The organism is Flavobacterium sp. JP2137 (genome assembly GCF_050562195.1).
In the GTDB taxonomy this organism is placed as follows: Bacteria; Bacteroidota; Bacteroidia; order Flavobacteriales; family Flavobacteriaceae; genus Flavobacterium.
This window is the reverse complement of sequence record NZ_CP191647.1, coordinates 2709593-2733605: the sequence shown is the minus strand read 5'-3', so window position 1 is coordinate 2733605 and position 24013 is coordinate 2709593. Positions and strand designations below refer to the sequence as shown.

The 24013-nt window shown below is 43.2% G+C and carries 18 protein-coding genes and 1 riboswitch; of the genes, 5 read left to right on the top strand and 13 right to left on the bottom strand.

All coding sequences use genetic code 11. From position 1 onward, the window contains the following. Nucleotides 1-7: 7 nt before the first annotated feature. The 5 genes from ACQZ43_RS12010 to ACQZ43_RS11990 all read right to left on the bottom strand — a co-directional run bounded on the left by ACQZ43_RS12010 (nucleotide 8) and on the right by ACQZ43_RS11990 (nucleotide 6401). Complete coding sequence (locus ACQZ43_RS12010; RefSeq protein ID WP_430612927.1) at nucleotides 8-802, bottom strand: CsgE family curli-type amyloid fiber assembly protein; 795 nt, start codon at nucleotides 800-802, stop codon at nucleotides 8-10. A gap of 121 nt (nucleotides 803-923) precedes the next feature. Then, the gene (locus tag ACQZ43_RS12005; protein WP_430612926.1) at nucleotides 924-1421 is read right to left on the bottom strand and encodes a hypothetical protein; all 498 of its coding nucleotides are present in this window, start codon (nucleotides 1419-1421) and stop codon (nucleotides 924-926) included. Between the two features lie 266 nt (nucleotides 1422-1687). Next, nucleotides 1688-2713 carry a hypothetical protein gene (locus tag ACQZ43_RS12000; RefSeq protein WP_430612925.1) on the bottom strand — a complete coding sequence of 342 codons (1026 nt, stop codon included), beginning with the start codon at nucleotides 2711-2713 and terminating at the stop codon, nucleotides 1688-1690. Between the two features lie 984 nt (nucleotides 2714-3697). Beyond that, nucleotides 3698-5473 carry an aminopeptidase P family protein gene (locus ACQZ43_RS11995; protein WP_430612924.1) on the bottom strand — a complete coding sequence of 592 codons (1776 nt, stop codon included), beginning with the start codon at nucleotides 5471-5473 and terminating at the stop codon, nucleotides 3698-3700. A gap of 88 nt (nucleotides 5474-5561) precedes the next feature. Continuing rightward, a complete protein-coding gene (locus tag ACQZ43_RS11990) occupies nucleotides 5562-6401 on the bottom strand; it encodes an EamA family transporter (RefSeq protein ID WP_430612923.1) in 840 nt (279 codons plus the stop codon). Between the two features lie 284 nt (nucleotides 6402-6685). Here ACQZ43_RS11990 and ACQZ43_RS11985 point away from each other — a divergent pair, with 284 nt between their 5' ends. The 3 genes from ACQZ43_RS11985 to ACQZ43_RS11975 are packed head-to-tail and all read left to right on the top strand — an operon-like array spanning nucleotide 6686 to nucleotide 11614. Further along, nucleotides 6686-9502, top strand: coding sequence for a TonB-dependent receptor (locus tag ACQZ43_RS11985; protein ID WP_430612922.1), 2817 nt, complete (start codon nucleotides 6686-6688; stop codon nucleotides 9500-9502). A 56-nt stretch (nucleotides 9503-9558) separates the two neighbouring features. Beyond that, entirely contained in the window at nucleotides 9559-10545 is a 987-nt protein-coding gene (locus ACQZ43_RS11980) for a metallophosphoesterase (protein WP_430612921.1), read from the top strand. A gap of 4 nt (nucleotides 10546-10549) precedes the next feature. Then, the gene (locus ACQZ43_RS11975; protein WP_430612920.1) at nucleotides 10550-11614 is read left to right on the top strand and encodes a phytase; all 1065 of its coding nucleotides are present in this window, start codon (nucleotides 10550-10552) and stop codon (nucleotides 11612-11614) included. 243 nt (nucleotides 11615-11857) lie between these two features. Here ACQZ43_RS11975 and ACQZ43_RS11970 read toward each other — a convergent pair whose 3' ends face one another. Further along, nucleotides 11858-12643, bottom strand: coding sequence for a DUF3575 domain-containing protein (locus ACQZ43_RS11970; RefSeq protein ID WP_430612919.1), 786 nt, complete (start codon nucleotides 12641-12643; stop codon nucleotides 11858-11860). A gap of 552 nt (nucleotides 12644-13195) precedes the next feature. Between ACQZ43_RS11970 and ACQZ43_RS11965 the strand changes: the two genes are divergently transcribed. Beyond that, entirely contained in the window at nucleotides 13196-13342 is a 147-nt protein-coding gene (locus ACQZ43_RS11965) for a hypothetical protein (RefSeq protein WP_430612918.1), read from the top strand. A 477-nt stretch (nucleotides 13343-13819) separates the two neighbouring features. Here ACQZ43_RS11965 and ACQZ43_RS11960 read toward each other — a convergent pair whose 3' ends face one another. The 4 genes from ACQZ43_RS11960 to ACQZ43_RS11945 all read right to left on the bottom strand — a co-directional run bounded on the left by ACQZ43_RS11960 (nucleotide 13820) and on the right by ACQZ43_RS11945 (nucleotide 17707). Further along, nucleotides 13820-13975, bottom strand: coding sequence for a hypothetical protein (locus ACQZ43_RS11960; protein ID WP_430612917.1), 156 nt, complete (start codon nucleotides 13973-13975; stop codon nucleotides 13820-13822). 225 nt (nucleotides 13976-14200) lie between these two features. Continuing rightward, nucleotides 14201-15400 (bottom strand): enoyl-ACP reductase FabV, encoded by a 1200-nt coding sequence (gene fabV / locus ACQZ43_RS11955; RefSeq protein ID WP_430612916.1) that lies wholly within the window; start codon nucleotides 15398-15400, stop codon nucleotides 14201-14203. A 185-nt stretch (nucleotides 15401-15585) separates the two neighbouring features. Next, the gene (fabG, locus tag ACQZ43_RS11950; protein WP_430612915.1) at nucleotides 15586-16332 is read right to left on the bottom strand and encodes a 3-oxoacyl-[acyl-carrier-protein] reductase; all 747 of its coding nucleotides are present in this window, start codon (nucleotides 16330-16332) and stop codon (nucleotides 15586-15588) included. A gap of 55 nt (nucleotides 16333-16387) precedes the next feature. Then, entirely contained in the window at nucleotides 16388-17707 is a 1320-nt protein-coding gene (locus ACQZ43_RS11945; protein WP_430612914.1) for a Na+/H+ antiporter NhaC family protein, read from the bottom strand. A 52-nt stretch (nucleotides 17708-17759) separates the two neighbouring features. Further along, nucleotides 17760-17859, bottom strand: a riboswitch (SAM-I-IV-variant riboswitch). 230 nt (nucleotides 17860-18089) lie between these two features. On the opposite strand from ACQZ43_RS11945, the gene ACQZ43_RS11940 reads away from it, so the two are divergent. Continuing rightward, complete coding sequence (locus ACQZ43_RS11940; RefSeq protein WP_430612913.1) at nucleotides 18090-18578, top strand: hypothetical protein; 489 nt, start codon at nucleotides 18090-18092, stop codon at nucleotides 18576-18578. A gap of 76 nt (nucleotides 18579-18654) precedes the next feature. Here the strand turns inward: ACQZ43_RS11940 and ACQZ43_RS11935 are convergent, their stop codons facing one another. From ACQZ43_RS11935 to ACQZ43_RS11925, 3 genes are all read right to left on the bottom strand, one after another. After that, entirely contained in the window at nucleotides 18655-22383 is a 3729-nt protein-coding gene (locus ACQZ43_RS11935) for a phospholipase D-like domain-containing protein (RefSeq protein WP_430612912.1), read from the bottom strand. A 3-nt stretch (nucleotides 22384-22386) separates the two neighbouring features. Then, nucleotides 22387-22962, bottom strand: coding sequence for a T9SS type A sorting domain-containing protein (locus ACQZ43_RS11930; RefSeq protein ID WP_430612911.1), 576 nt, complete (start codon nucleotides 22960-22962; stop codon nucleotides 22387-22389). A 429-nt stretch (nucleotides 22963-23391) separates the two neighbouring features. Continuing rightward, complete coding sequence (locus ACQZ43_RS11925; RefSeq protein WP_430615666.1) at nucleotides 23392-23985, bottom strand: DUF417 family protein; 594 nt, start codon at nucleotides 23983-23985, stop codon at nucleotides 23392-23394. Nucleotides 23986-24013 lie beyond the last annotated feature (28 nt).

Genomic DNA, 24013 nt, shown 5'->3' with positions numbered 1-24013 from the left:
TGTTATTTTAAAAGCGTTTTATTAATTGTGTTTCCCTTTTTAAATTTTCAAAATACAGGGTGACGCGTCGCAGTGCTACTTCTGCCATCGACTTGATGTAGTCGTATTGCGGACGCACGAAAAACTCAAAGACCAATTGTTCTTCAATTTTTATGGTTATTTTCGTACTGTTTCCCAAGGTTAGACTCTCGCGGAGCACTACTACCTTTTCACCATCCACCTTATTCGCCAAATAGCTCGAATAAAACAGTTGATAAAAATCGCGTCCTGCTTTGGTTTTGGTTTCGTCAATCACCAATCCACTAAAGCGGATTTCTGCATAAGGTTGAACTGCTTTGACAGGCTGTTCCACCGGATTTTCCAAGGCTTCATAAATTTCTTCTGCAACCTGGCCTGCCCCTTTGTGATCGTTGAGGACATAGCGACTGCTGCCCAAAATATTATTGTTTTCATCGTATACTAACAACAAGACAATAATTCGATCTTGGGTATTGCGATCTAAGGACGTCATCGAGAGTTGTTGCCGTTGATAGCCGACTAAAACCCCCCGTCCTGTTTGATCGTTTTTAGACTGGTTATTCGATTTTGGATTGCTCCTTATCACGGACAACTTGTACTGTATGCTCTGTGTTAAATTCGTCTTGTTATGAGCCACAGCCGTGATTTGAATAGTCTCACCTATTTCCTTTGTTTCTATAATTGCTTCCACCACTTTATTTTGTATTTGACTGTACATCGCATTCATCAACAATAAAGCAAGTACAACGAATGACTTCTTAGAAATGAACCGTATTCCCTTCATATATAAGTATTATTGTTAGTTTCAATTGTATGCTACGAACCTATTTGGGCGATTTCCTCTAATAGCCCAGGAGCTGTGAAAGTGGCTTTTTATTATCGCTCTGAAGCAGGTGACGGGCGCATTATTGATAATTTCGGACAATAATCGTCTTGTCATTTCCCTGTACGTGTATCTTCATATCTTTTGACATGGAATTCGATCCAAAAACATTGATCTCCTGATTATTTCCCTCTTGAATTACCTGAATCTGATTGGCCATAGTCGCATCAAAGCTGTACTTTTCAAAGCGGTTATCATCGCCCAATTGACGGATATCCTGCTGAACCTCTAACGCATTGACCGTTGCTAGTATGGTGTTTTGATTCCCATACTGATAATACGTCGATGTATCTGTAGCGCTCTTCACGTGAGAATCCACGGTATTTTTATTTCCTATTTGAGTAATAAAAACCGCGTTTTGCTGTCCGCGAGCAGCTTTGAAATTATTCGATTGCTCTGGCTGGGTCTGGTTGGTCGTTGTAACGCGAATCACTTGATGGTATGCCGCATCTTCTTTGCTTTGCGCTTGCACAAGCATCGGCAACGAGAATAGTACGAGGGCCATGATATTCTTTTTCATTTCTGTCGATTGTTGGTTAGTGTTTTTTAGAGGTGGGTATGCGGAGTGCAACGCACTTCGTCAAATTTTGCTCCCGCTCGTAAAATCAAAAACAAATATTTTATTAGCCGGTTTCTAAAACGCTTGATAAAGCGTCTTAATCTGCATGCCATTCGCTCGCAACAGTAAGGTGAAAAAAGGGAATGTAACACGAGATAATCATTCCCATTTTTCCACTTATTGTAAAAAAAAGGCTGCCATTACTCGGTAACAACAGCCCAGTTTTTTTAGTTATTCTGAACTACATTAGAGAAGTTGCTGTTCCCCAATTGACTCACCATGCTAGCATGGTTGCTTCCATTTTGGTTTACAGAACTAAAGTTACCAAATCCTGTTTGTACCGCTTCACTAGAATGTTGTGTACCCACTTGAGTCAATAAGCTCGTGTTAAAAGATCCTCTTTGGATAAGTTCGCTGCTGTTCTCTGAACCGTTTTGAACGGCACTACCATAGTTCACACCACCGTCTTGTGTAGATACTGATCTATTTTCATCCCCGTCGAATTGGTGAGTTGAGGCTACGTTTCCAGTTCCAAGCTGAGAAACAATAGCGTTGTTATCGTCACCGTACTGATAAACAGTACTTCCATTCAAATTACCATCTTGAGCTACTGTTGAAAAGTTAGCCTCACCAATCTGAACTATCGAAGAGAAATTCAAGTTCCCAACTTGTTCTGAATCTGCTTGATTGTAATCGCCCTCTTGTGAAACAGTAACCGAGTTAAAATTACCGTCAGATTGTAAAACTACCGCATAGTTATTGTTTCCATCCTGAGAAGTAACTGCTCTGTTGTTGTCTCCGTTGTACTGCGAAACATAAGAATAGTTATCATCACCAGTTTGGTCGATTTTAGAACTATTCACATCTCCAACTTGATAAACTGATGCCTCATTGCTATCACCGCTTTGTACAATTTCAGAACGGTTGTGATCGCCGTATCTCTTAACGTTTGCAATGTTACCATCACCGATTTGCGTCACATTAGAAGCGTTATCTAATCCCGTTTGAGTAACTGTTGAACGGCCGTTGATACCATCTTGAAGTACACCTGAGTAGTTCAAAGTTCCAGTTTGAGTAACTGCAGACACGTTCGATCTTTCGGACTGTCTAACAATTGACTCGTTCTCATTTCCCGTTTGGTTTACATTAGACGTATGTCTATTTCCCGTTTGCTCTACACTGCTGTTGTTTGATTGTGCAAAAGCTGTAACCCCCATTAGTAGCATCGCTACACTTAAAACTACTTTTTTCATGATAAAAAAAATTTAAAAAAATTAATAATTGGTTAATTGTAAAAGTGTCGAACACCTGATTTATTATTCAAAAAATATATTTGATTCTCGATTTGATTTATCGGTTTCGGCCATGCTCTTTATAGTTTCTATACAGACTTCAATTTTTAACATATAAAACAGAAGTCAAATCGTATTTTTTGCTATATTTATAATAAGAGCCCTTGTAGTATGTGATTTATCTCATAGCATCAAGACGCTATTTAAAAGATTTCTCAATTTGTATTCTCAAAAAACAGCCTACTAGCGGTAATCGCCTACTTCGATTAACATTTTATTACGAAGCAAAAGTGCTAATCATTCTATTTTAATCCTAACAAACGTTGGGTAGTAGTAGTGTAGTCGATTACGGCTACGAAAATGCGCCTCAACGCTATAAGTGCAAAACACTCAAAAACAACGACTTAAGCCTTTAAAAAAGAGACATTTGTAGGGGTTTTGTCCCCGATAAATTGTAGGGAAATCACTCGATTAAATGGGCATTCCAACAAAGTGGTACTCAAAATACCCTTTCCCCACAGTTATGAAACCCAATGTGGAACATTCCCAAAATAATGAAACTTTAGAGCGAGCGAATCAACTGTTATTAGGCTGGATTAAGCTAAAAAAGTGCCTTAACCTCGGTCTAAAAGAGAAATAAATTTTGTTGACATTTAAATACGACACTTTTACAGCAACAGCTTTGCGATAAACAACCTTTTATATAATCTTTTAGTATGCTTTTATACCCTGAGCACCCTAGTTTGAATACCATTTAGTGCGACAATCAAGCTAATTGTCCCACTTGTCGATGCTTTTTAAAGTGAGCGCCGAGCTAAAGCAATCGTTGCGATGGGTAAGTAAACCGTCCAAACCAAGGTCGATATCGAGGATAACGCAGAAAAAAACCAAAAAAAAAGCTGTCTCAAAGTATGAGACAGCTTTATATTCTATTATTATCGCGTTTTATATCGCCTGCGTTTTCGCGCGTAACCAATCGCTTTCCTCTTGGTTTAACAAAGGAGCTATTTTTTCAAAAACCAATTGGTTGTAGTTGTTTAACCAATCGATATGCTCGGAATACAACAAGCTCTTTTCTACTAATTCCGTATCGATATAACAAAGCGTTAGGGTTTCAAAATTCATAAAGTCACCAAATTGATTGCTTTCCAAATCCTGAGACGCAACTAGGTTTTCAATGCGGATACCGTGTTTTCCTTCGCGATACAATCCCGGTTCTATCGATGAAATCATCCCGGTTAAAATAGGCACGTCAACGGCGGCTCCATTAAAGGTATGTGGTCCTTCGTGAACATTTAAAAAGAAGCCAACACCATGTCCGGTACCGTGACCGTAATTGCGCATACTAGCCCAAATAGGACGACGGGTAATGGCATCGATTTGATATCCACGTGTACCGGCGGTAAAAATAGCCATCGACCCTTCAATCGTTCCCTTTAAAACTATGGTGTAATCGTCCTTTTCTTCTTGAGTGATTTTACCCAATGAAATCACACGTGTAATATCGGTTGTCCCCGTAGTGTACTGACCTCCGGAATCCACCAACAACAAACCTTCGGCCTCCAAGGTATAATTGGAGTCTTCTTCGGCTTTGTAGTGCGGTAGAGCGCCGTGGTCTTTATATCCGGATATCGTATCAAAAGAAATATCCTTAAACCCAGGTTGTTCTTCGCGTAGGCTTTGCAACTTATCCGCAATGCTCATTTCCGACAGCGTTCCCGTAGCGACATTTTCCTCCACCCATTTAAAAAACTTGGTCATCGCCACACCATCGTTTATCATGGTCTGACGGGTATGTTCCAATTCCACTTGATTCTTCACCGCCTTAAGCATGGTAGAAGGATTCAGTGCTTCAATCAGGGTTATCGTTTTAGCAATGGAGTCGTATAGTGCAAAGCAACTGCGTTTTGGGTCGATTAAAATAGACTTGGCCGCGGTGTTTTGTAAAGTCGTATACACCGATTCATACGGTTTAACCTCTACACCTGCCGCTTTTAATTCGGCCACCGCTGCCGCATCGAGTTTTCCCTCAGCTATACACAACTGTGCTTCGGTCTGAGTGAGGTATACAAATGCCAAAACCACTGGATTGCAGTTGACATCGGTTCCCCTGATATTGAGTAACCAGGCTACATCGTCCAAAGACGAGATCACATGCGCTTCCGCGTGTTCGCGTTTCATTGCTGCGCGTACTTCGGCTATTTTGTCTGAAGTGGATTTGCCCGTTTGTGCTAAATGGAGCAAATAAGCGGGGTTTGTCGGTAATTCGGGACGATTTTTCCATACAGGTCCCAATAAATCTACCTGACCATCTACGATTATCCCCAAGGGTTCCAAGCTGCTTTTAACGCTATTAGCCATCATTAAGGAGGCTAAATTTCCGTCGAAAGCCACCTTTTGGCCTGCGGTAAATCGCTCATTCAACCAGGTCACATATTCGGGTGCATGTTGCACTTTAAGCTTGACCAATTCGAAACCGGAGTCTTTTAATTGTTGATTGGCTTGAACAAAATAACGAGAATCAGTCCATAATCCGGCAAAATCGCGGGTTATCATTAGGGTTCCCGCGCTACCTGTAAAGCCAGAAGCCCAAGATATGCAGCGGTAATGCGCTGGAAGATACTCGCTTATGTGTGGGTCAGATGACGGAATAATGTAGGCGTCAATCTTATTTTTAGCCATCAACTCGCGAATTGCGGCCAATTTTTCGATATGTGTCATGAATTCAAATTTTAATAGGGCAATTTAAGCATTAAATTATTTTCTAAGCCCTAAAAAAGTGCTAAAGAACTTATAAAATCAGGCCTATTTAAGTGTTTTTTCCAAAAGTTGTAGCACCAATACTAGCCGCAATTACGCAGCCGATGGATACCCATTGTAAAGCCGTTAGATTTTCCGATAAAAAGATCAATCCGGAAAAAGCGGCAAACGCCGGTTGCAGACTGGTTAATATACTAAAGGTCTTGGCGGGTAATCTCTTTAAAGCGACTAAATCCAACGAAAAGGGTAAGGCGCTAGACAGTACCGCTACACCGAGTCCCTTTAAAAACAACAGTGGTGTTAAGTTAAACACAGCCCCATCCCATATAGCAAAGGGTACGACTATGGCGGTGGCGAATAGCATTCCCGTGGTTACGGCGTCTTTACCCGGCATAACGGCGGCTACCTTTCCTCCCATGACGATATAAAGTGCCCAAAAGAGACCGGCTAAAAAAGCGAGGAACAAACCAAAGAGATCCACATCATTGCTCTGCCAAGGTACAATACAGAGTATACCCGCGCAAGCGAGCAAGGCCCAAAGCACGTCGATCCATTTGCGCGACAGCGACAAGGCCAAGAACAACGGGCCTATAAATTCGACCGTCACACCTAATCCCAGTGGAATGCGTTGTATAGCCATATAAAAAATCAGGTTCATCGCAGCGATGCCCAAACCGTATAAGGCACAATACTTCCATTGTATACGGGTAAAAGTGCGCCATTTCGGGCGATTGATTGCCGTCAGTAGTATCGCGGACAGTCCAATGCGCAAAGTGCTGGTTCCTATGGCTCCAATCGACGGAAATAATTGTTTGGCTATGGATGCCCCTCCTTGGACACAAACCATGGATAGCAAAGCAGCGGATACGGCAGTATTTGTTTTTTTCATGTATGGTATACCCTAATATAAAGTCACTATCACAGCCATTGCCGCCCGAAAGCAGCAGCGCTCAACAGCGTTGTTTTTCTTTAGAAGCTGCAAATGTCAGTAATATATTTCTTTTTAAGCCCTATTGTACAGAAAGTTTTATCAGTAAACTCCTCCTGCTATAAATCACAAAATTAACATCAGGCTATGAAATTGAGCAATTGAAAACACAGGCATAATACGGAAATAACAGTGACTTAATAGTCCTCCACTACTTTAGCCACACTATAAACCACACATTAATTATGATGAAAAAACTACTATTTCTATTATTTTTACTCTGTTGCAGCTTCAAGGCATTCGCTCAGAAAACGGGAGTTATTTCGGGAAAAATCACCGACGCACAAGACCATATTTCGATGCCCGGAGCCACGGTATTGTTGTTGGATTCCGGTAATAAATATACCATTTCCAATCAGATTGGCGATTACGAATTCCTAAATGTTCCCGCGGGAACCTACCAATTGCAAGTGCTTTACATCGGTTACCAACCCCATACACAAGAAGTGGTTGTAGAGGCCGGAAAAAACACCCTGGCCCATGTCGTACTCGGAAATTCCGGTGAAAGCCTCAACGAAATAGTAATAAGTGGCGCGGCTTTAAAAGGGCAGGCACGAGCGTTAAATCAGCAAAAAAACAACCGAAACATCACCAACATCATCTCCTCGGATCAGGTGGGGCGTTTTCCCGATGCCAATATAGGCGATGCTCTAAAACGGGTACCGGGAATCACCATGCAAAATGATCAAGGAGAAGCGAGAAACATCATTATTAGAGGTCTCGCACCATCATTAAACTCCGTAACGATAAACGGCGACCGCATCCCATCTGCCGAGGGAGACAATAGAAATGTACAAATGGACTTGATCCCATCGGATATGATTTCGACCATAGAAGTCAATAAAACGCTGACTTCCGATATGGATGCCGATGCCATCGGGGGATCGGTAAACTTGATCACCCGTGCTACGCCCAATGGCGAGCGTATCTCGGCCACTTTAGCAGCGGGCTATGCACCGATACGCGAAAAAGCAAATTACACCGGGGGTTTCGTTTATGGGAATCGCTATTTACAAGATAAACTCGGTGTGGTTGCCAGTTTGTCTTACAACAATAATGATTACGGATCAGACAACATTGAAAATGTGTGGACCAAAGACAAATTGGGTCACACTTACTTGGAGAAATCGGAAATCCGCAAATACGACGTTCAACGCGTTAGACGCAGCGCCGCGATAGCGATGGATTACAAGTTTAACGATAACAACACCATCTATGCCAATGCCATTTACAATTGGAGAGACGACCGGGAAAATCGCTTTAGAACCACCTACGATAAGATAGAACCGATTTACGACGGCGAAAACATCAGCGGTTATACCGCTAAAGTAAAAAGAGAAACCAAAGGCGGAATCGACAACGATCGCAACAAAAACAGCCGCTTGGAAGAACAACGCGTTCAAAACTACTCTCTTAAAGGAGAACACCTTTTAAGCGCTAAATTAGATTTGGATTGGGATGTCAATTATGCCAAAGCTTCAGAATACAGACCCAACGAACGCTATATCGGATTTGAACAAAAAGATGTGGACGTGATTCAAGACCTGTCCGATATGCGCAAACCCTTAGTGATCACTTCCGGTGAAAATGCCGCATCGTTTAAACAAGCTGCCCTCTCGGAAAATACCAACAACACCCGAGAAAGTGAATTGGGAGCCAAAATCAATATTCGCTTCCCCTTTTCAGTGATCGAAGGACAAAAGGGACGTTTGAGAACAGGACTTCGCATTCGATTAAAAGATAAAGAACGCGACAACGATTTCTATAGCTATACCCCCATCAACAAAATAACCTTAGCTACAGTACCTACAAGCTATTACGACGGTCAAGGTTTTAATCCGGGTAGTCAATATGTAGCCGGACAATTTGCTAGTGCCGAATATCTAGGTGGTTTAGACCTTAAAAATCCCGAACTGTACAAAGGCGAACAAGATCCTTCGGAATTTCTAGCGGTTAATTACAAAGCAAAAGAAAACATCTATGCGGCCTACCTGCGATGGGACCAGGATTTTGATGAGAACTTATCGATGATTGTGGGCGCGCGTATAGAGAATACCCAAATCGATTATACGGGCAATAGAGTCCTGGATGAAGAAGCACTCGAAAATGAAATCAATACGACCAATTCCTATACCAATATACTGCCTAGCCTTTCGTTTAAGTACAGTGTAACGCCCGATTTTATTTTGAGAACCGCCTTTACCACCGCTTTGGCACGCCCCAATTACTATGCCCTAGCGCCTTATGTGAATAACATCGCCTCCGATGCGCAAATACAAGCGGGAAATCCAGAACTGGATGCGACTTATGCGTATAACTTCGACTTTATGGCAGAAAATTATTTTGAATCCATCGGACTGATCTCTGCCGGTGTGTTTTATAAAAATCTAAATGACTTTATCTATACATACAGCAATAATCAATACAATACAGCCAATTTTGCCAGCGATTTTCCAACGCAAGCCAACCCTATTCCCGATGGAGAAGCTTGGACTTTTACTCAAGCTAGAAATGGCAAGCAGGTCAATGTATATGGATTTGAAGTCGCACTTCAAAGGCAATTAGACTTTCTACCGGGCGAGTTTCTCAAAAAGTTTGGAATTTATGCCAACTATACCTATACCAAATCCAAGGCTCAGGGAATTGCGGATGAAGATGGAAATGAGAGAAACAACATCACCTTACCCGGTACTGCCCCCCACATGTTTAACGCCTCCCTATCGTGGGAGAACAGCAAGTTTTCTGCTCGCGCATCGGCTAATTTCACCTCGGATTATCTCGACGAATTGGGTTCGGATGAATTTCAAGACAGTTACTACGACAAACAATTCTTTCTCGATTTCAACGCCTCGTATAAAATCACCAAAAACATACGCGTTTTTGCAGAGGCCAACAACATTACCAACCAACCGCTTCGCTACTACCAAGGCGTGTCTTCTAAAACCAAGCAATTGGAATACTATCAAGCGAGATATAACCTAGGTCTTAAATTCGATTTTTAATTTCAACATTCAATAACTCTGGCAGTCGCGCACTGCCAGAATCTTTAACACCCCTTATGACAAAAAAAATATTATTATTTCTACTGATTTTCAGTTGGCATATCGCGAGTTCCCAGAAATATCTGGACGAGGAAAAATCGGGCTATAAAGAGGGTTTTATACCCGAGCTCAAAGCCTTGCCCGAAAGCTTGAATTTTTTATTGATGGGCGACTTTGGACGATTTGGCCAATATTATCAGAAAGAGGTGGCCGAGCAAATGGGAAAAGCCGCCATGACTACAGATGCGGACTTTACCATTAGTGTGGGCGATAATTTCTATCCCAACGGCGTACAGAGCACGACCGACCATCAATGGATCAGTTCCTTTGAAGACATTTACAAAAATATCAGCCTCCATCACGACTGGTATGTCACCTTGGGAAATCACGATTATCGCGGTAATATACAGGCACAGTTAGACTATTCCAACCTAAGCAGACGTTGGAATATGCCCGATAAGTATTACAGCAAAACCTTTAGTCTTAAAAATGGCGATAAGATTTTGATGGTGTTTATGGACACCAATCCCTATATCAAAAGTTACCACGATCCCGAGAGCAGTATGTATGAAAACATCAGCGCACAAGATACCGCAGCTCAGACCCTATGGCTGATCAGTCAACTACAAAACAAAGACGCGGCCATAAAATGGAAAATTGTCGTGGGTCATCACCCCCTTTACAGCGGTGGTAAAAGAAAGAAAAGCCCCGATACCATTGCATTTGCAGCCCAATTTGCCGATATTTTCGATCGGTATCAAGTAGACGCTTACCTTTGTGGACATGAACACGATTTGCAAATCATAAAGCCCGAAGGCCGGTATACTACTCAGTTTTTATCGGGAGCAGCGAGCGAAGTAAGACCTAGCGGACAAACAGAGGGAACGCTGTTTGCACAGGCAGAAGCTGGATTTATGACTTTTTCTATCTCCGAAAAAGACATGCTGATTCAAGTGGTCAATGCCCGTGGAGAAATTATCAATACCTCAGAAATTAAAAAGTAAAATTATGACAAAAATATGCTATACCACTGCCATGATCTCGCTAACGGCGCTGTTTTTTTCCTGTAAAAACAATCAAATGGCTGCCGTTCGAGCAGATGCCATAAAACCCATAGTCATCACGCAACCCACGCCACACGATACCGATGATCCGGCCATTTGGATACATCCCACGGACCCGGAACAAAGCCTTGTTATTGGAACGGATAAGGATAGTGATGGCGCCTTGTTTTTATACAATTTAAAAGGGGAAATCATCAAGAAGAGTATCCCATTAAAAAGGCCGAACAATGTCGATATTGCCTACGGATTAAATATCGGCGGTAGAAAAACCGATATCGCGGTTACTACGGAGCGGGAAACCAATAAAATCAGAGTTTTTTCCCTACCCGATTTGCTGCCTATCGATCAAGGGGGTATTGCGGTTTTTGAAGGCGAAGCCCAACGCGATCCCATGGGAATTGCCCTGTATACCAGACCAACCGATCAGGCGATATTTGCCGTAATCGGTCGAAAGTCAGGTCCCTCCGGAACTTACCTTTGGCAGTACGAATTGACCGATGGCGGAAGCGGTGCCGTAGCCGCCAAATTGGTGCGCAAATTCGGTAGCTTTAGCGGAAAAAAAGAAATTGAAGCCATAGCCGTAGACAGTGAACTGGGCTATATCTATTACAGCGATGAACAAGCTGGAATAAAAAAATATTGGGCCGATCCGGCTTTAAACGACAACACCGAGATTGCCTTCTTCGGACAGGAAGATTTTAAATCGGACAACGAGGGTATTGCTATTTACAAAACCACACCGACTACCGGTTATATTTTGGTTTCCAACCAGCAAGCCAATACCTTTATGGTGTATCCTCGCGAGGGCGTGGACGGAGATCCTCATCGCTATAAATTGCTGGCGGAAATCCCCACTTCCACCATTGAATGCGACGGTGCCGATGTAACGGCTGTGAATTTGGGTCCCAAATTCCCCAACGGTCTGTTTGTCGCCATGAGCAACGGCATGACTTTTCACTTTTACGATTGGAACAGCTTAGAAAAGTGGATTCCCAAGGTAAAGCCCTAGATTTCCATAAACCCAAAAGGGAGTTGTTGCTCCATTAGCTACGACCGTTTCAAACCCTTTTATATACTATCTAAAAAGCCCCTTTCACAAACTGCTGAAAGGGGCTTTTTACGCATTTAAGCAGCCTAATTTCCCTTAATACAAAAGAGCAGCCAATATGACTGCTCCTCTGTCCAAGCAAACGCTAACTAAATTCAATCTATTTGCTTTTAAGCCTACATTACTATGTAAAGGTTTTCTCTTTTAAAATCGGTAGCCGACACTTATACCACTGCGCAAGCCCGCCCAAGGCAACTTACCCCAGATTTTGAGCCCACTCGACTGAATGTCGTAATCGATATCATCTATACTCTCTTTCAGGTCTTTTGCAAAATCGGTCAATTGCTTTTGTTCATCTGCACTTAGATTTTGCTCGGCGTGAATTTTGAGGTTGGCACGACCGAAATTGCCTCCAATGATTTGCCAATCCAAGTAAAATCGCTCAGACAATGCCCATTGTACACCTACATAAATACCTCCAGAAAAGGCTTTGATGTCGCCTGTTATCGGCAAAATTCTATCCAAACCCAATTGCTGCAGTTCCACAAAATCCAAGGGGTAATCATAATTGATTTTAACGGTTTCCCACTTGGCAAAGGCCGCGATATAAAAACCTTTAAAACTCCCCTGCTCTCCCAAATACACCTTAACTTCGGGGGCAAAAGCCCAAGTTTTATACTTTAAATCCTTGATGTCGAATAAATTTCGCTCATCGTATAAATCCTCTTCATCGTTTTCGAAAAACTTTTTGAGCAGGCTTTGAAAAGGCGCTTTGGACTGGGGCCTGTAATTGAGTGTGGCCCCAACGGCCATTCGTTCCCATAGATGACGCTCATAAGAAACGGAGGCGGTACGCCACAACAAAGGTGTGGGATGAAACTTAAGGGTATTGCCATAATCGCTATCGCTAAACTTTGTTTGGCTCTGGTGTTGCTGTCCATAGCTGTATGACACAACCAAAACGAGAAATAACAGGACGAGTGCTTTCATAAAAATTTAATTTTTATACTTTATAATCGTTTTAATACACTTTTAAAACGAAAGCTTACTAGAAATCGGGTCTTGCCCAACCGCTTCGCAAGCGACTCTGGAAATTCCTTCTACAAGGCTTTTAAACATCCCGATTTGTTTTACAAAAGTAAAGGCATCCGCTAATGCCTACAATACCCATATATGAGTATTCTCTAAGTACTATTGCTAAAAAATCCTTCCCAAAGCCGAAAAATTCGTTTATACAAATATATAAAATACTTTTTATCAAGGAGATACCCTATGCCGAACTATTTGAAGTAGATGTTTATCACACTTCCTTGTGCTAAAAATCAACTCCCCTAATTGTGGCATCTCTATGGACGACAATAATCACTATTTTGTCGTCCATAGAAATGATGCACCTGTTTTTATATTTGAAAATTAGCGCGATAAAATAGCGTATTTATTGCCTCTTAGTCTAAAGAGGCCAACAAACGAGGTCTATAAAACGGCTTTTAATAGCGCGTTTTATACAAGCCTTTGGTGCACAGCTGCTGTGCAGTTAGCGCCATGGGGATTTCCTTGCTGATGTACGGTATCGGCATTGCCTTACCCTGGGGTTTGAGCCACGCCCTACTCGACTATAAAGATTGTTTGGGAATTTCCGGAGCTTTTTTAGGCTTGTTGTATGACTTTAGCATAGGTGGTATCAACTGAGTGGACTACACTACGAAACCAACTTTGTATTGCCCCTTTACGGTCTGGTCTTGACCGGGATGCTAAAAAAAGCGTCCGATCAAACACGAACAAAGGCGAAGCGCGGTCATGCGCTACCACCACTTTAAAATAAAGAATTGGACTCCCCAATTGCTCCGTAATTTGGGTAGTCTCTTTTTGGTGTGTAAGCACTTCTAGATCTGTAAACACCGCATTTCATATGGTGAAAGAGTGTCGAAAACATCCGTTCACCCCTTCTTTATTCCCTTTTAAAACGGTTCCCTTTTGATACGTCTGCACCATAGAAGAGTCCTCTATAACATGTAGAATAGAAACCAACCGCTCCAATAAGACGGATCTTTCCCCTTATGAAACGGTTGATACCAAGAGATATGCAAATCACTTATGATTGCGAATATCCAATTTCTATTACGCCAATACTGGCCAAAATATCAGATTACAGCACCTATATAGCACTTAGTCTGTATCGTTATTTTTTTTCCTTTTATTTTTGTCTGTCCCCATCAATAGAAATATCGCAGCGACAATTCCGATACAAACGGCCGCAAAAACACCTATCATAATAAAAGCCCCTTGGGAATAAGAATACAATGCAGTTGAAAGAACATTCATAGTTTACATATTTTATTTTAAATAAAACTAATCATTATATATTCTAAAAAAAATGACAATTGTCATAAAATTTTAAGACTTAAAAAGGTGTGTATTAACAAAAAAGACATAAAAGTATCAGACTCGCATAAAACAAGCTAAAAAGCGACACCTTATAAACGACAAAAACAGCGATAGCTCGTTGTCTATCGCTGTTTTTGTCTATTTTAAAATAGCGGCGGCGGTTTATAGTGTTACCAAACCGGGTATGTCAACCATTTCGTCTACCTCAACATCGTAATTTACCCCGTCGACTTTAAAGCCAAACAGGTTAAAAAAGTCTTGTTGATATCCGGCTAAATCGCCCAAATCGGCTAAGTTTTCCGTATGTACTTGTTTCCACAATTCCATCACTTTACTTTGAACCTCAGGCTTCATTTCCCAATCGTCGATGCGAATTCTTCCTTGTTCATCCGTGGCAATGGCCTGGTTCGTATACAAGCGCTCTTGAAAAAGGCGTTGAATCTGTTCGATACAGCCCTCGTGTAATTGCGCTTCCTTCATCACCTTGTAAAGTAAAGACATATATAGCGGAATCACTGGTATAGCCGAACTCGCCTGAGTAACCAAGGCTTTGTTTACCGAAACATACCCCTTTCCATTGATTTCTTTTAAGGAGGCCGTGATATCGAAAGCCGTCGCTTCCAAATGGTCTTTAGCTCTTCCGATGGTTCCCTTTCTATAAATGGCTTCGGTCAATTCTGGACCTACATAAGAATAAGCCACAGTCACGGCATTCTCTGCGAGTAAATCGGCCTTTTTTAAAACGTCGATCCACATGGCCCAATCCTCACCACCCATTACGGCGATTGTATTTTCTATATCCTTTTCAGAAGAAATCGGTTCAATAGTGACATCGGAAATAATCCCGCTGTGAAAATCGACTGTTTTGCTCGAGAAGGTCGTTCCAATTGGCTTTAATACCGAATTGAATACTTCGCCCGTTTCGGGATGTGTTCTCCTAGGCGAGGCCAAGCTGTAAATAACCAAATCTATTTGTCCTAGATCGGCCTGAATCAGCTCTAGTGTTTTCGCTTTGATTTCATTGGAGAAAGCATCACCATTAATGCTTTTTGCATAGAGACCAGCCTGATGTGCTTGGTCCTCAAAAGCTGCGGTATTGTACCAACCCGGTGAAGCAGGCTTGCCCGGTGCTGGTGGTTTTTCAAAATAGACGCCTATAGTAGCGGCATTTGATCCAAATGCACTCGTAATTCTCGATGCCAATCCAAAACCAGTTGATGCTCCGATTACCAATACTCTTTTAGGACCGTCGATCGTTCCCTTAGATTTTACATAATTAATCTGATTAATCACATTTTGTTCACATCCCTTCGGATGCGCTGTAAGACAAATAAAGCCACGTACTTTGGGTTCTATAATCATAATTCTTATTTTTTGATCTTTTAATGGTCCTATAAACTACTCTACTGCTGCGTTTTCCTACTACAAAAATAACCAAACTAAATCATTTTGGTCCATCTCTGCTCAATTAGTAAAACAAAAACAGCAATAAGAACGGGCTTATTACTGTTTTGGGTATTTTTTTATCTCTTTTTACGGTATATAAACTAAGTGAGCATTCCCCCATCTACATTCATCACTTGTCCGGTGACATAAGCCGACAGGTTCGACGCTAGAAATACACAAGCATTGGCCACATCTTCTGGGGTACCTCCACGCTTTAAAGGAATTGCATCTGTCCATCCTTTAACCACGTCTTGCGGTAACTTAGCAGTCATTTCGGTTTCAATAAATCCCGGTGCAATGACGTTGCAACGAATATTTCTAGAACCCAATTCCAGCGCAACGGATTTTGAAAAACCAATTACACCGGCTTTAGATGCCGCATAGTTGGTTTGTCCTGCGTTACCCTTTACTCCAACAACAGAGCTCATATTGATAATCGATCCCTTTCTGTTCTTTAACATGGTGCGTTGCACGGCCTTAGTCATGTTGAAAACAGATTTCAAATTGACTTCAATAACCGTATCAAAATCGCTTTCCGACAGGCGCATTAACAAATTATCCTTGGTAATTCCCGCATTGTTAATCAAAATATCGATATTTCCAAAATCTTCTAAAACGGTATCCACCAATTTTTGAGCCGCCTCAAAGTCGGCAGCATTGGATTGATATCCCTTGGCGCGAACGCCTAACGCGATTAATTCATTTTCTAATACTTGGGCCGCTTCAGCTGACGAACTGTATGTAAAAGCGATATTGGCACCTTGTTTTGCAAAAACCTCGGCTATTCCTCTACCTATTCCTCTACTGGCTCCTGTGATAATTGCAGTCTTTCCTTCTAGTAATTTCATCTAAATACGTAATTATTATGTTGCACTGATTGGCAAATATAAACATTTTACCATACTATAAATTATTCTCCGCACTCCATTTCCTTTTTTTATTATTTCCAAATAAAATACTCCCTGCCGTAATGATTAGGAGGAAATACAAATAATAGGCATTTTTGATCAAATCGAAATAATCGAGCCTACCCGCAGTAAAACTCAGTAAAATCAACACCTGTGCTCCATAGGGCAACAAGCCCTGTACAAAGCACGCAAATATATCTAAGATCGAAGCAGCCTTGGGTTTGGAGATGTCGTATTTGGAGGCGATATCCTTGGCGAGTCCACCGGATATTAAAATCGCTACCGTATTATTAGCTACGGCCAGGTTTACACTACCCACCAATAAACCGATGCCCCATTTGGCCGATCTGCCGTCGTGTATAATGTGTTGCATCTTGACCAACAAATACTGTAAACCGCCTTGCTTCTCTACCATACGCGCCAAACCACCCGTAAACATAGAGAGCAAGAAAATTTCCGTCATCGAGAGAAATCCTTCATACACCAGATTGGAAAAGATTATCGCGTCCATCGATTGAAAAATGGCGCCGAGTATACCTGCCATTACGGTGCTGAACAGCAATACAACAAATACGTGTAGGCCGATTATCGACAAGGCGATAACCAGTATATAAGGTATAAAGACCATCCAATGCGCCGGTGCCTCCTCGACCAGCTTTATCGGGTTTTCTACGGTGATTTGGAGACTGATGACATACAGCAATACGCAACACAAAACCGCCGCGGGAATCGCCAAAAAGGCGTTGGCCTTAAACTTGTCTTTCATTTCACAACCCAGGGTTTGCGTAGCGGCTATGGTCGTATCGGAAATCAACGAAAGGTTATCGCCAAACATCGAGCCCGCCAAGAGCGAACCACAAACCAAAGCCAGGGAAATGCCGCTTTGATCGGCCAATCCCACCACGATGGGACCTATGGCGACTATGGCCCCTACAGAGGTACCTATCGACAGGGATAAAAAACAAGCGATGATAAAAATTCCCAAGGGCAGGTATTGTATGGGTATATACGAGATGCCCCAATGCACCATCAGGTCTACTCCGCCTATGGCCTTAGTCACTGTAGCAAAAGCACCGGCCAGCAAGTAGATCACACACATGGTTATGATTTTGCTGTCTCCACATCCTTCGATAAACTGATTGACCTTTTCGTTCAAAGGCAGGCGGTACAATAAAAAAGCCACCAAAACTCCAGTTAGCACAGCTATGGGAGAGGGCAGTTTATAGAAATCGTTTAAATAGATGCCCGCGCCCAAAAAGACGGCAATAAAAACTAAAAAGGGAATTAAACTGTAGGCTTTGTTTGAGGTATTCATATCGTATAATCGTTTTTAAAATTATTAAAAGCGCTGATATAATACTGGTATAGAAATCAACCTTTATTCCAATCGCTTGGCTTATCTATGGCAGCACCTTACTTGTTGAGGCAGGTTGCTATTTCATCGAAATGAAATTCTTAATAACGCCACAAATATAGTATAATATTTTAATTCGCTCCAAAAAAAAAGAAAAACGCACTTCTCTTAATTTATAGCGGGTATACACATCGTTTAGCAGTGCGTTAAAAGCGCCGGGCCGCGGAATCCTACACCGCGTGCGCAGTACTTTATACCCCATTGTCGCAATCCTTGTAGTTTTGGCTTTTATAATTTGAAATTTCCGCTAGAAACCGTTACTTTTGAATAAAAATAAATGAAAATGAAAAAAGTAATTTTAACCGCAATTTTGTGTTGTAGTGCTGTAGTAGCCACACAAGCACAAGAGATTTCAAAAAATGCTCTGGGTTTGCGCATCGGTGATAACGACGGCTTTGGCGCCGAAATTTCCTACCAACGCAGCCTTCAAAAGAACAATCGCTTGGAATTGGACTTGGGATGGCGCAGCAACCACGACTACAAGGCTTTTAAAGTCGTAGGTCTCTATGAATGGGTTTGGAAAATCGACGGCGGTTTTAACTGGTATGCCGGTGTAGGTGCTGGAATCGGTAGCTGGAGCTATAAGGGTAAATACCACAGAGATACCGATAGCGGTGCTTTTGGTTTAGCTACGGGTAATATCGGTATTGAATATCACTTTGACATACCGTTACAAATCGGTTTGGACTTCCGTCCTGAATTGTATTTCAATGACGATTATAGAGATGGTATACAAGCTGATTTTGGTGTAAGTGTTCGCTATAAATTCTAAGAAATTCACTTAATAACAACAACCGTTTGCCCCAAAGGCAGACGGTTGTTTGGTTAATAGCCTTAGCCTCCCCTTTTTATAAGCTATACCACGATTCGATGCTTCTCGGCAGATAAGGAACGGAGCCGGCGCGATTCCAGGCGTTGATCTTAGCGGGTGTAGCAATGGGTTCAAAATGGGGATAAACCCTCCTATTCAACGAATATATACTCGGGATATCCCTATGGGGAAGATCGACGGGAAAATCCGCGGTCAAAAAACCCCAAGTCTTGCCTTTTCCCACAGCACCTATAGCAGCACTCAAGACGCGGTGCATCGAAAACAACTCCAAATCCGCAGGGGCATTGACCCGGAGCTCGTCCACACCATTCGCAGGAACCAAATTGACGGGGTCATTGCTGCAATACATATAATCATTAAACCGCCCACTCCAAAATCCCAGCGGGTTTTCCGTGGTCCACTTGGCTATTTCCGCGAGGTAATTGCGGTTGCCAAAGCGAACAAATCCACCGCGATCTTCGTACAAGCCGCCAGCAAAACCAAAGGGCGTATACCCCGGATTGGAATCGTATAGCAGCCTTCCAAATGAATCGTACTGTAACTGCTGAGCGATTTGACTGTTGGAAGCATTGATGACCAGACGCAGCGATCCCCGAATGTCGGTGACTAAATAATAGGCTACACCGGCTTGGTGCATCAAAATGGCTCGGTTTTTTTCGAGGTATACATAGGTATGCTCGATACGCCCGTCGGCATCGCAGCTGGCCAAGGGATAGTCGCCCGAGCCATAAATCCACCGTTGCTGCAAAGTGTCGTTTCTATACGTAGCGATTTTTCGGTCAAACACATCGTAGCGATAAGACGTCTTTCCGCTCGGGGTTTCTGCTTCGAGTACATTGCCGAATGCGTCGTGCCTATATGCGGTGGCCAATAAAGTGGAGTCGGCTGTGGTATACGAACAGCCCGACAATTGACCCGCTCGGTTGTAGCTGCAATGCCCCTGCCGTACCACAGCAGCTGTGGCGACCTCAAAGCGGCTGATTTGGTTCGATCCATTGTACTCCCAACGGCAAGCGATGTTGCCCGAGCTGGCACCGCTGCGATTTCCAAAAGCATCGTACTGATAGGCCTCCGACTGTACACCGTTTTCGTGCACTACTGTCAATTGTCCCTGTGCATTATACGTATAATCATAGCGCGTAGACCGCCCAAGCAGGGTTTCATCCATTTGTTTGATGCGGTGTAGCCCATCGTACTGATATAGTACTTCATATACGGCACTTCCCTGGCTCCTCACCGTCTGTCCGACGAGTAAGCCCCAGCGATCGTAGCTTCTGCGCTCGACGATTTGTTTGTTTTTTATCTCGGTAATCGCGCCGGAATACGGTTTTCTCCGCACCAGCAAATCACCCGATTTCACAACCCGTCCGTAAGGATCCAACACATACTCAATATGCGCCATTTTTCCCGGACCGCGATGCACCTTAGAGGCGAGTATATTTATGTTCAACAGCTGTTTGTCGTCTTGTCGCTGCTTGTGGTAGTGAACCGTTGCAGCAACCGTTCCGCTATTCGTATAAAAATAGCGATTGAGCGCTTCGACTTTCCACGCTACGGTATCTCGATTGTCCGCGATACCCCTAAAAGTGTTGGGGGTGCTCAGGAAATCTTTACGTCCGGTCTCGCTCGTTATTCCGCTCCATTCGCCCATGGAGTCCATCGTCCACTGTATCGTTTGATTTTCGCCCATGCTCAGCGACTTGGGAAAACCGCTCTTGGTCCAGCTACTTAGGGCATAACCGTTGCGCTGTGGCTTGTAGTACGCAATTTCCAGCGACTGATCGGCCGAGGTCTTGTAGCTCCAGCGGTGATCGCCCTGACCCGAATTGATCGAGTACAGCGATTTGTTTTTATAATCAATAGCCGCGGTATACCAAGGCGTTTGCACGCGAATCAATTGGTTTTGGGCGTTGTAGGCATATTCTTTTTTCCAGTTTAGGCTATCTGCGGTTTGCATAGTGGTAGCCACCAAATCGCCAGCTGCATTATAGGTGTATTCAAGGGCAAATTGTCCGTCGAAATGATCCTGCATCCGCCTAATCGATGTATTGTCCGCGCTATACTCCAGTTTCACCCCTTTTAAGTACGAGCGGTACTTCTGTCCGTTATCTTTAAAATACGGATGTTTGACCGCTGGACAGGCGCGTTCGATGCGCTCTTTTAACTGGCTGTACTCCTCCCAGCTGAGTGCCATGGGATAAAAAACCAATGGAATATAGCGGTTTGCGGAATTTAGATAGGCGCCTAAATCGCTGTAATAGCCTTCTGCTCGCCCTGTATTCCACAACTGTTCAAAATTGGCGACGTACTGATCGACAACTGCCGCTGCAGCCGTCCTATTGAAAACAATCAGATTTTCCATGCAGTTGGTCTCCGAGTTATAGGAGTAATTATAACTGCCCATCGCAACGATCTCGTCGTCAAAGAGTGCGTATTTGTGATGCAGCAGTTGGGCGGTACTGTGGTGCCATTTATACGAATACACCTTAAACCGCAAGGGAATATTGGCCTGGATTAACGCATAGCTATACATAAAATTTTTCTCGAGACAATCCCTCTTTTTCGCCGCTGTCGTAGCCTTGGACAAACAAAGTTCCCGCTGTTCCCTTTGATAATCGTCATAGCTGCTCGTGATGTATTCGCCTTGGTCGGTAATCACTTTGATTTCGATGTTGGGATCGGTTTTCTTTTTGTCGATCAGCGCCTCACATATCGGTCGAGACCGCAGGTAATTTGACGCTATTTTAATCGAATGTTGCGCCTGTTCTATAAGTTGTACCAGCCTATCGGCCAGATTTTGTCGGTTTCCGGTCTTGGAAAAGGTCGGACCGTTTTTGGCAGATTGGGTAATCTTGTAATTCGAACTCGTAAAGAGCACCTCGACATGGGGATTGTCGCTGAGGCCGCGCAATAGACTGTCGGGGCTTACGGTTGTATACGTGTACTGCTGGCCAAACTCCCGGGAATTGTTCCACAGCAGTTCAAATTCAGCGCGATATCGCAACACGACATCGGTATCGCTGCAACTCAAATAACTGTCTTCATACCGCCAATTGGCTTTGGAATTCCAATTGCCACTACTGGTTATTAAGTGAGTGGCGTCTGAAATGACAAACTTATGGTGGTTGGTCTTATTGACGTATTTGACGTCTATACCCAGCGCTTCCAATTGATGAGAGATCGTTCCGCTACTGCGCTTATAGTCTTGCAAAGCGCCTTCATACACCATGCGTATCACAACTCCACGAGCGCTAGCCCGTTCCAAAGCCCGTTGAATATCGTCGTTGTCAATGCTGTAAATCGAAACATCCAACTGCTGTGTCGTGGCATCTATAAACGACACCAGCGTTTCAACATAACCCGTGAGCTGTTTTTGCGGGCTAAAAGCAACGCAAAACGAAACGCTTTGATAGTCAAAATCGGGTGGGGATTCGCTGTATACCTCAATCAATACCGAATTGCTCCTCATCCATTCGTCACAATCCACGCCCTTCACCCGTTGTTCGTACCGATAAAATCCCAGGTCTTTGTCGGCTGGGATGATGTATATAAAATCCTGACCGTCCTCAATAATTCGGTCGTCTTCCCACCATTGGTATTGAACACCATCGCCTTGGGTAGCGCTTTGCATCAGGGGTATGCAGTAGGGCAAGTCGGACTGTTTAAGTCTGATGTCCTGAGCGCTACTACTCCAAAAACTCCCGCACAGCAGTAAGAAAAAACCGTAATACCTCCAGCTGTTCATCGGCTACAGTTTAATGATTTTCTTTATGGTACTACTGCCGTCTGCCAAGCGGATGTGCAGCACGTACCACCCCGCACTCAAGTGTTTTAAATCGATGACCTGCTGCTTGAGGCGGTCCCTATAGACATACTCCAACACCGAGCGCATTTGAACATCGTATAGGCGAATGCCCTTAATGCCCTTATTATCAGACACCACGGTCAAATACCGATCGGTGGGATTGGGAAAAACCACTAGGGTTTGAGAAGCCTCCACTTCACGGACCGAAACGACCACCATATCAAAGGCGTCGGGACAGCCTTCCAAAGTAGATTTAACGGTGTATTTCGTCGTCGTCGTCGGATATACCAAGGTGTTTACCAAGGGCTTCCCACGGCTGTACCAAGTGACACTCCCCCTGCTCTTAAGGGTATGGAGTTGTATGCCTTCCCCTTTGATCACAGCCACATCGTCCATGGCAACCACTTGATTGTTATAGGTTGGAGCAGCAGTGCTCGTGCCTATAACAGCGGTTCTTATACACGGACATTGGGCAAAAGCGGTGCTGCTTCCCAACAAAAGTATCATTAGCCCTTTCATTTTCCATCCTTTACTGTGAATACTCGGTTGTGCTATTAGGACAAGGGAAACCTACGCCATTGAAAGGCAGCTCCCCTTATCCCTTTTGAGCCTTATCCCTTTTGATAACCCGCGCTTGCTTCCTTAAGCCCTTATAAAAATAAAAAAATAAATACAAATAACTCAAAATCAAACTGTTAAAAATTTAAATTTAACAAAACGCTGCTTATTTCATAGGAATAAAAGAAAAATCAGGCTGATCGATCGGTGATTTAGTATAAAAACCTCCGGGAACCCCTGGTCGCCCTCTCCTTTAATGAGGTACTGCCATCGATTCGATTAATTTGTCAAAACCCGTATCCGCGGAAAATCAAAAGAGTACCAAAGCCAAGAGCCCCGCTTTTTCGATAAAAGCGGGGCTCTTGTTTGCTAGTAGTAGCGCATTGGGCATTATGCCAGCTGTTGTCCGGTCTTGGTTTGCTGCAGTATACGCGCGGCGCAATCCGATGCACAGATCAGTCCGCCCATCATCATGATCACGTCCTTAATCACCAAACGCCCCGCACCCGACAAATAGGGAAAACCCGAGTATATCGTCGGGAAATCACCTCCTAAATTAGGCACATAAACCTCTGGTGTGGTCACTAAAAACGACAGGGTAACCAACGACATCACAAACGTCAGCAAACCGCCTAAAAGGCCGATTTTTGGAAGGAATATCCCCAAAAAAGTTAGGGTTCCTATAAGTACGATTACCGCCCCCAATCCATACGAAAAGGGATAAGTGCCGTTTTCTTGGTGCCATTGTATGTTTTTTGCGACTTCTTTGCCTTCTGGATTTTTGTAGTCTTGGTATTCCGGTGCGGGTTTGTCATAGAAAAAGCTCATCAGTGGACTATTGGCGACAAAGGGAACAATGCCATCTGCTTCGTAGTGAAAAACCTTTAGCCCTCCTATCCAAAGCATCACCAAAAAAATGGCTATTCGAAGTCCGTTAATCCCCCATTTTTGCCCTTGGACTAGTGTCGTTAAAAATACTCGAATCATCGCTTGACTTTTTAAATTAGTACGA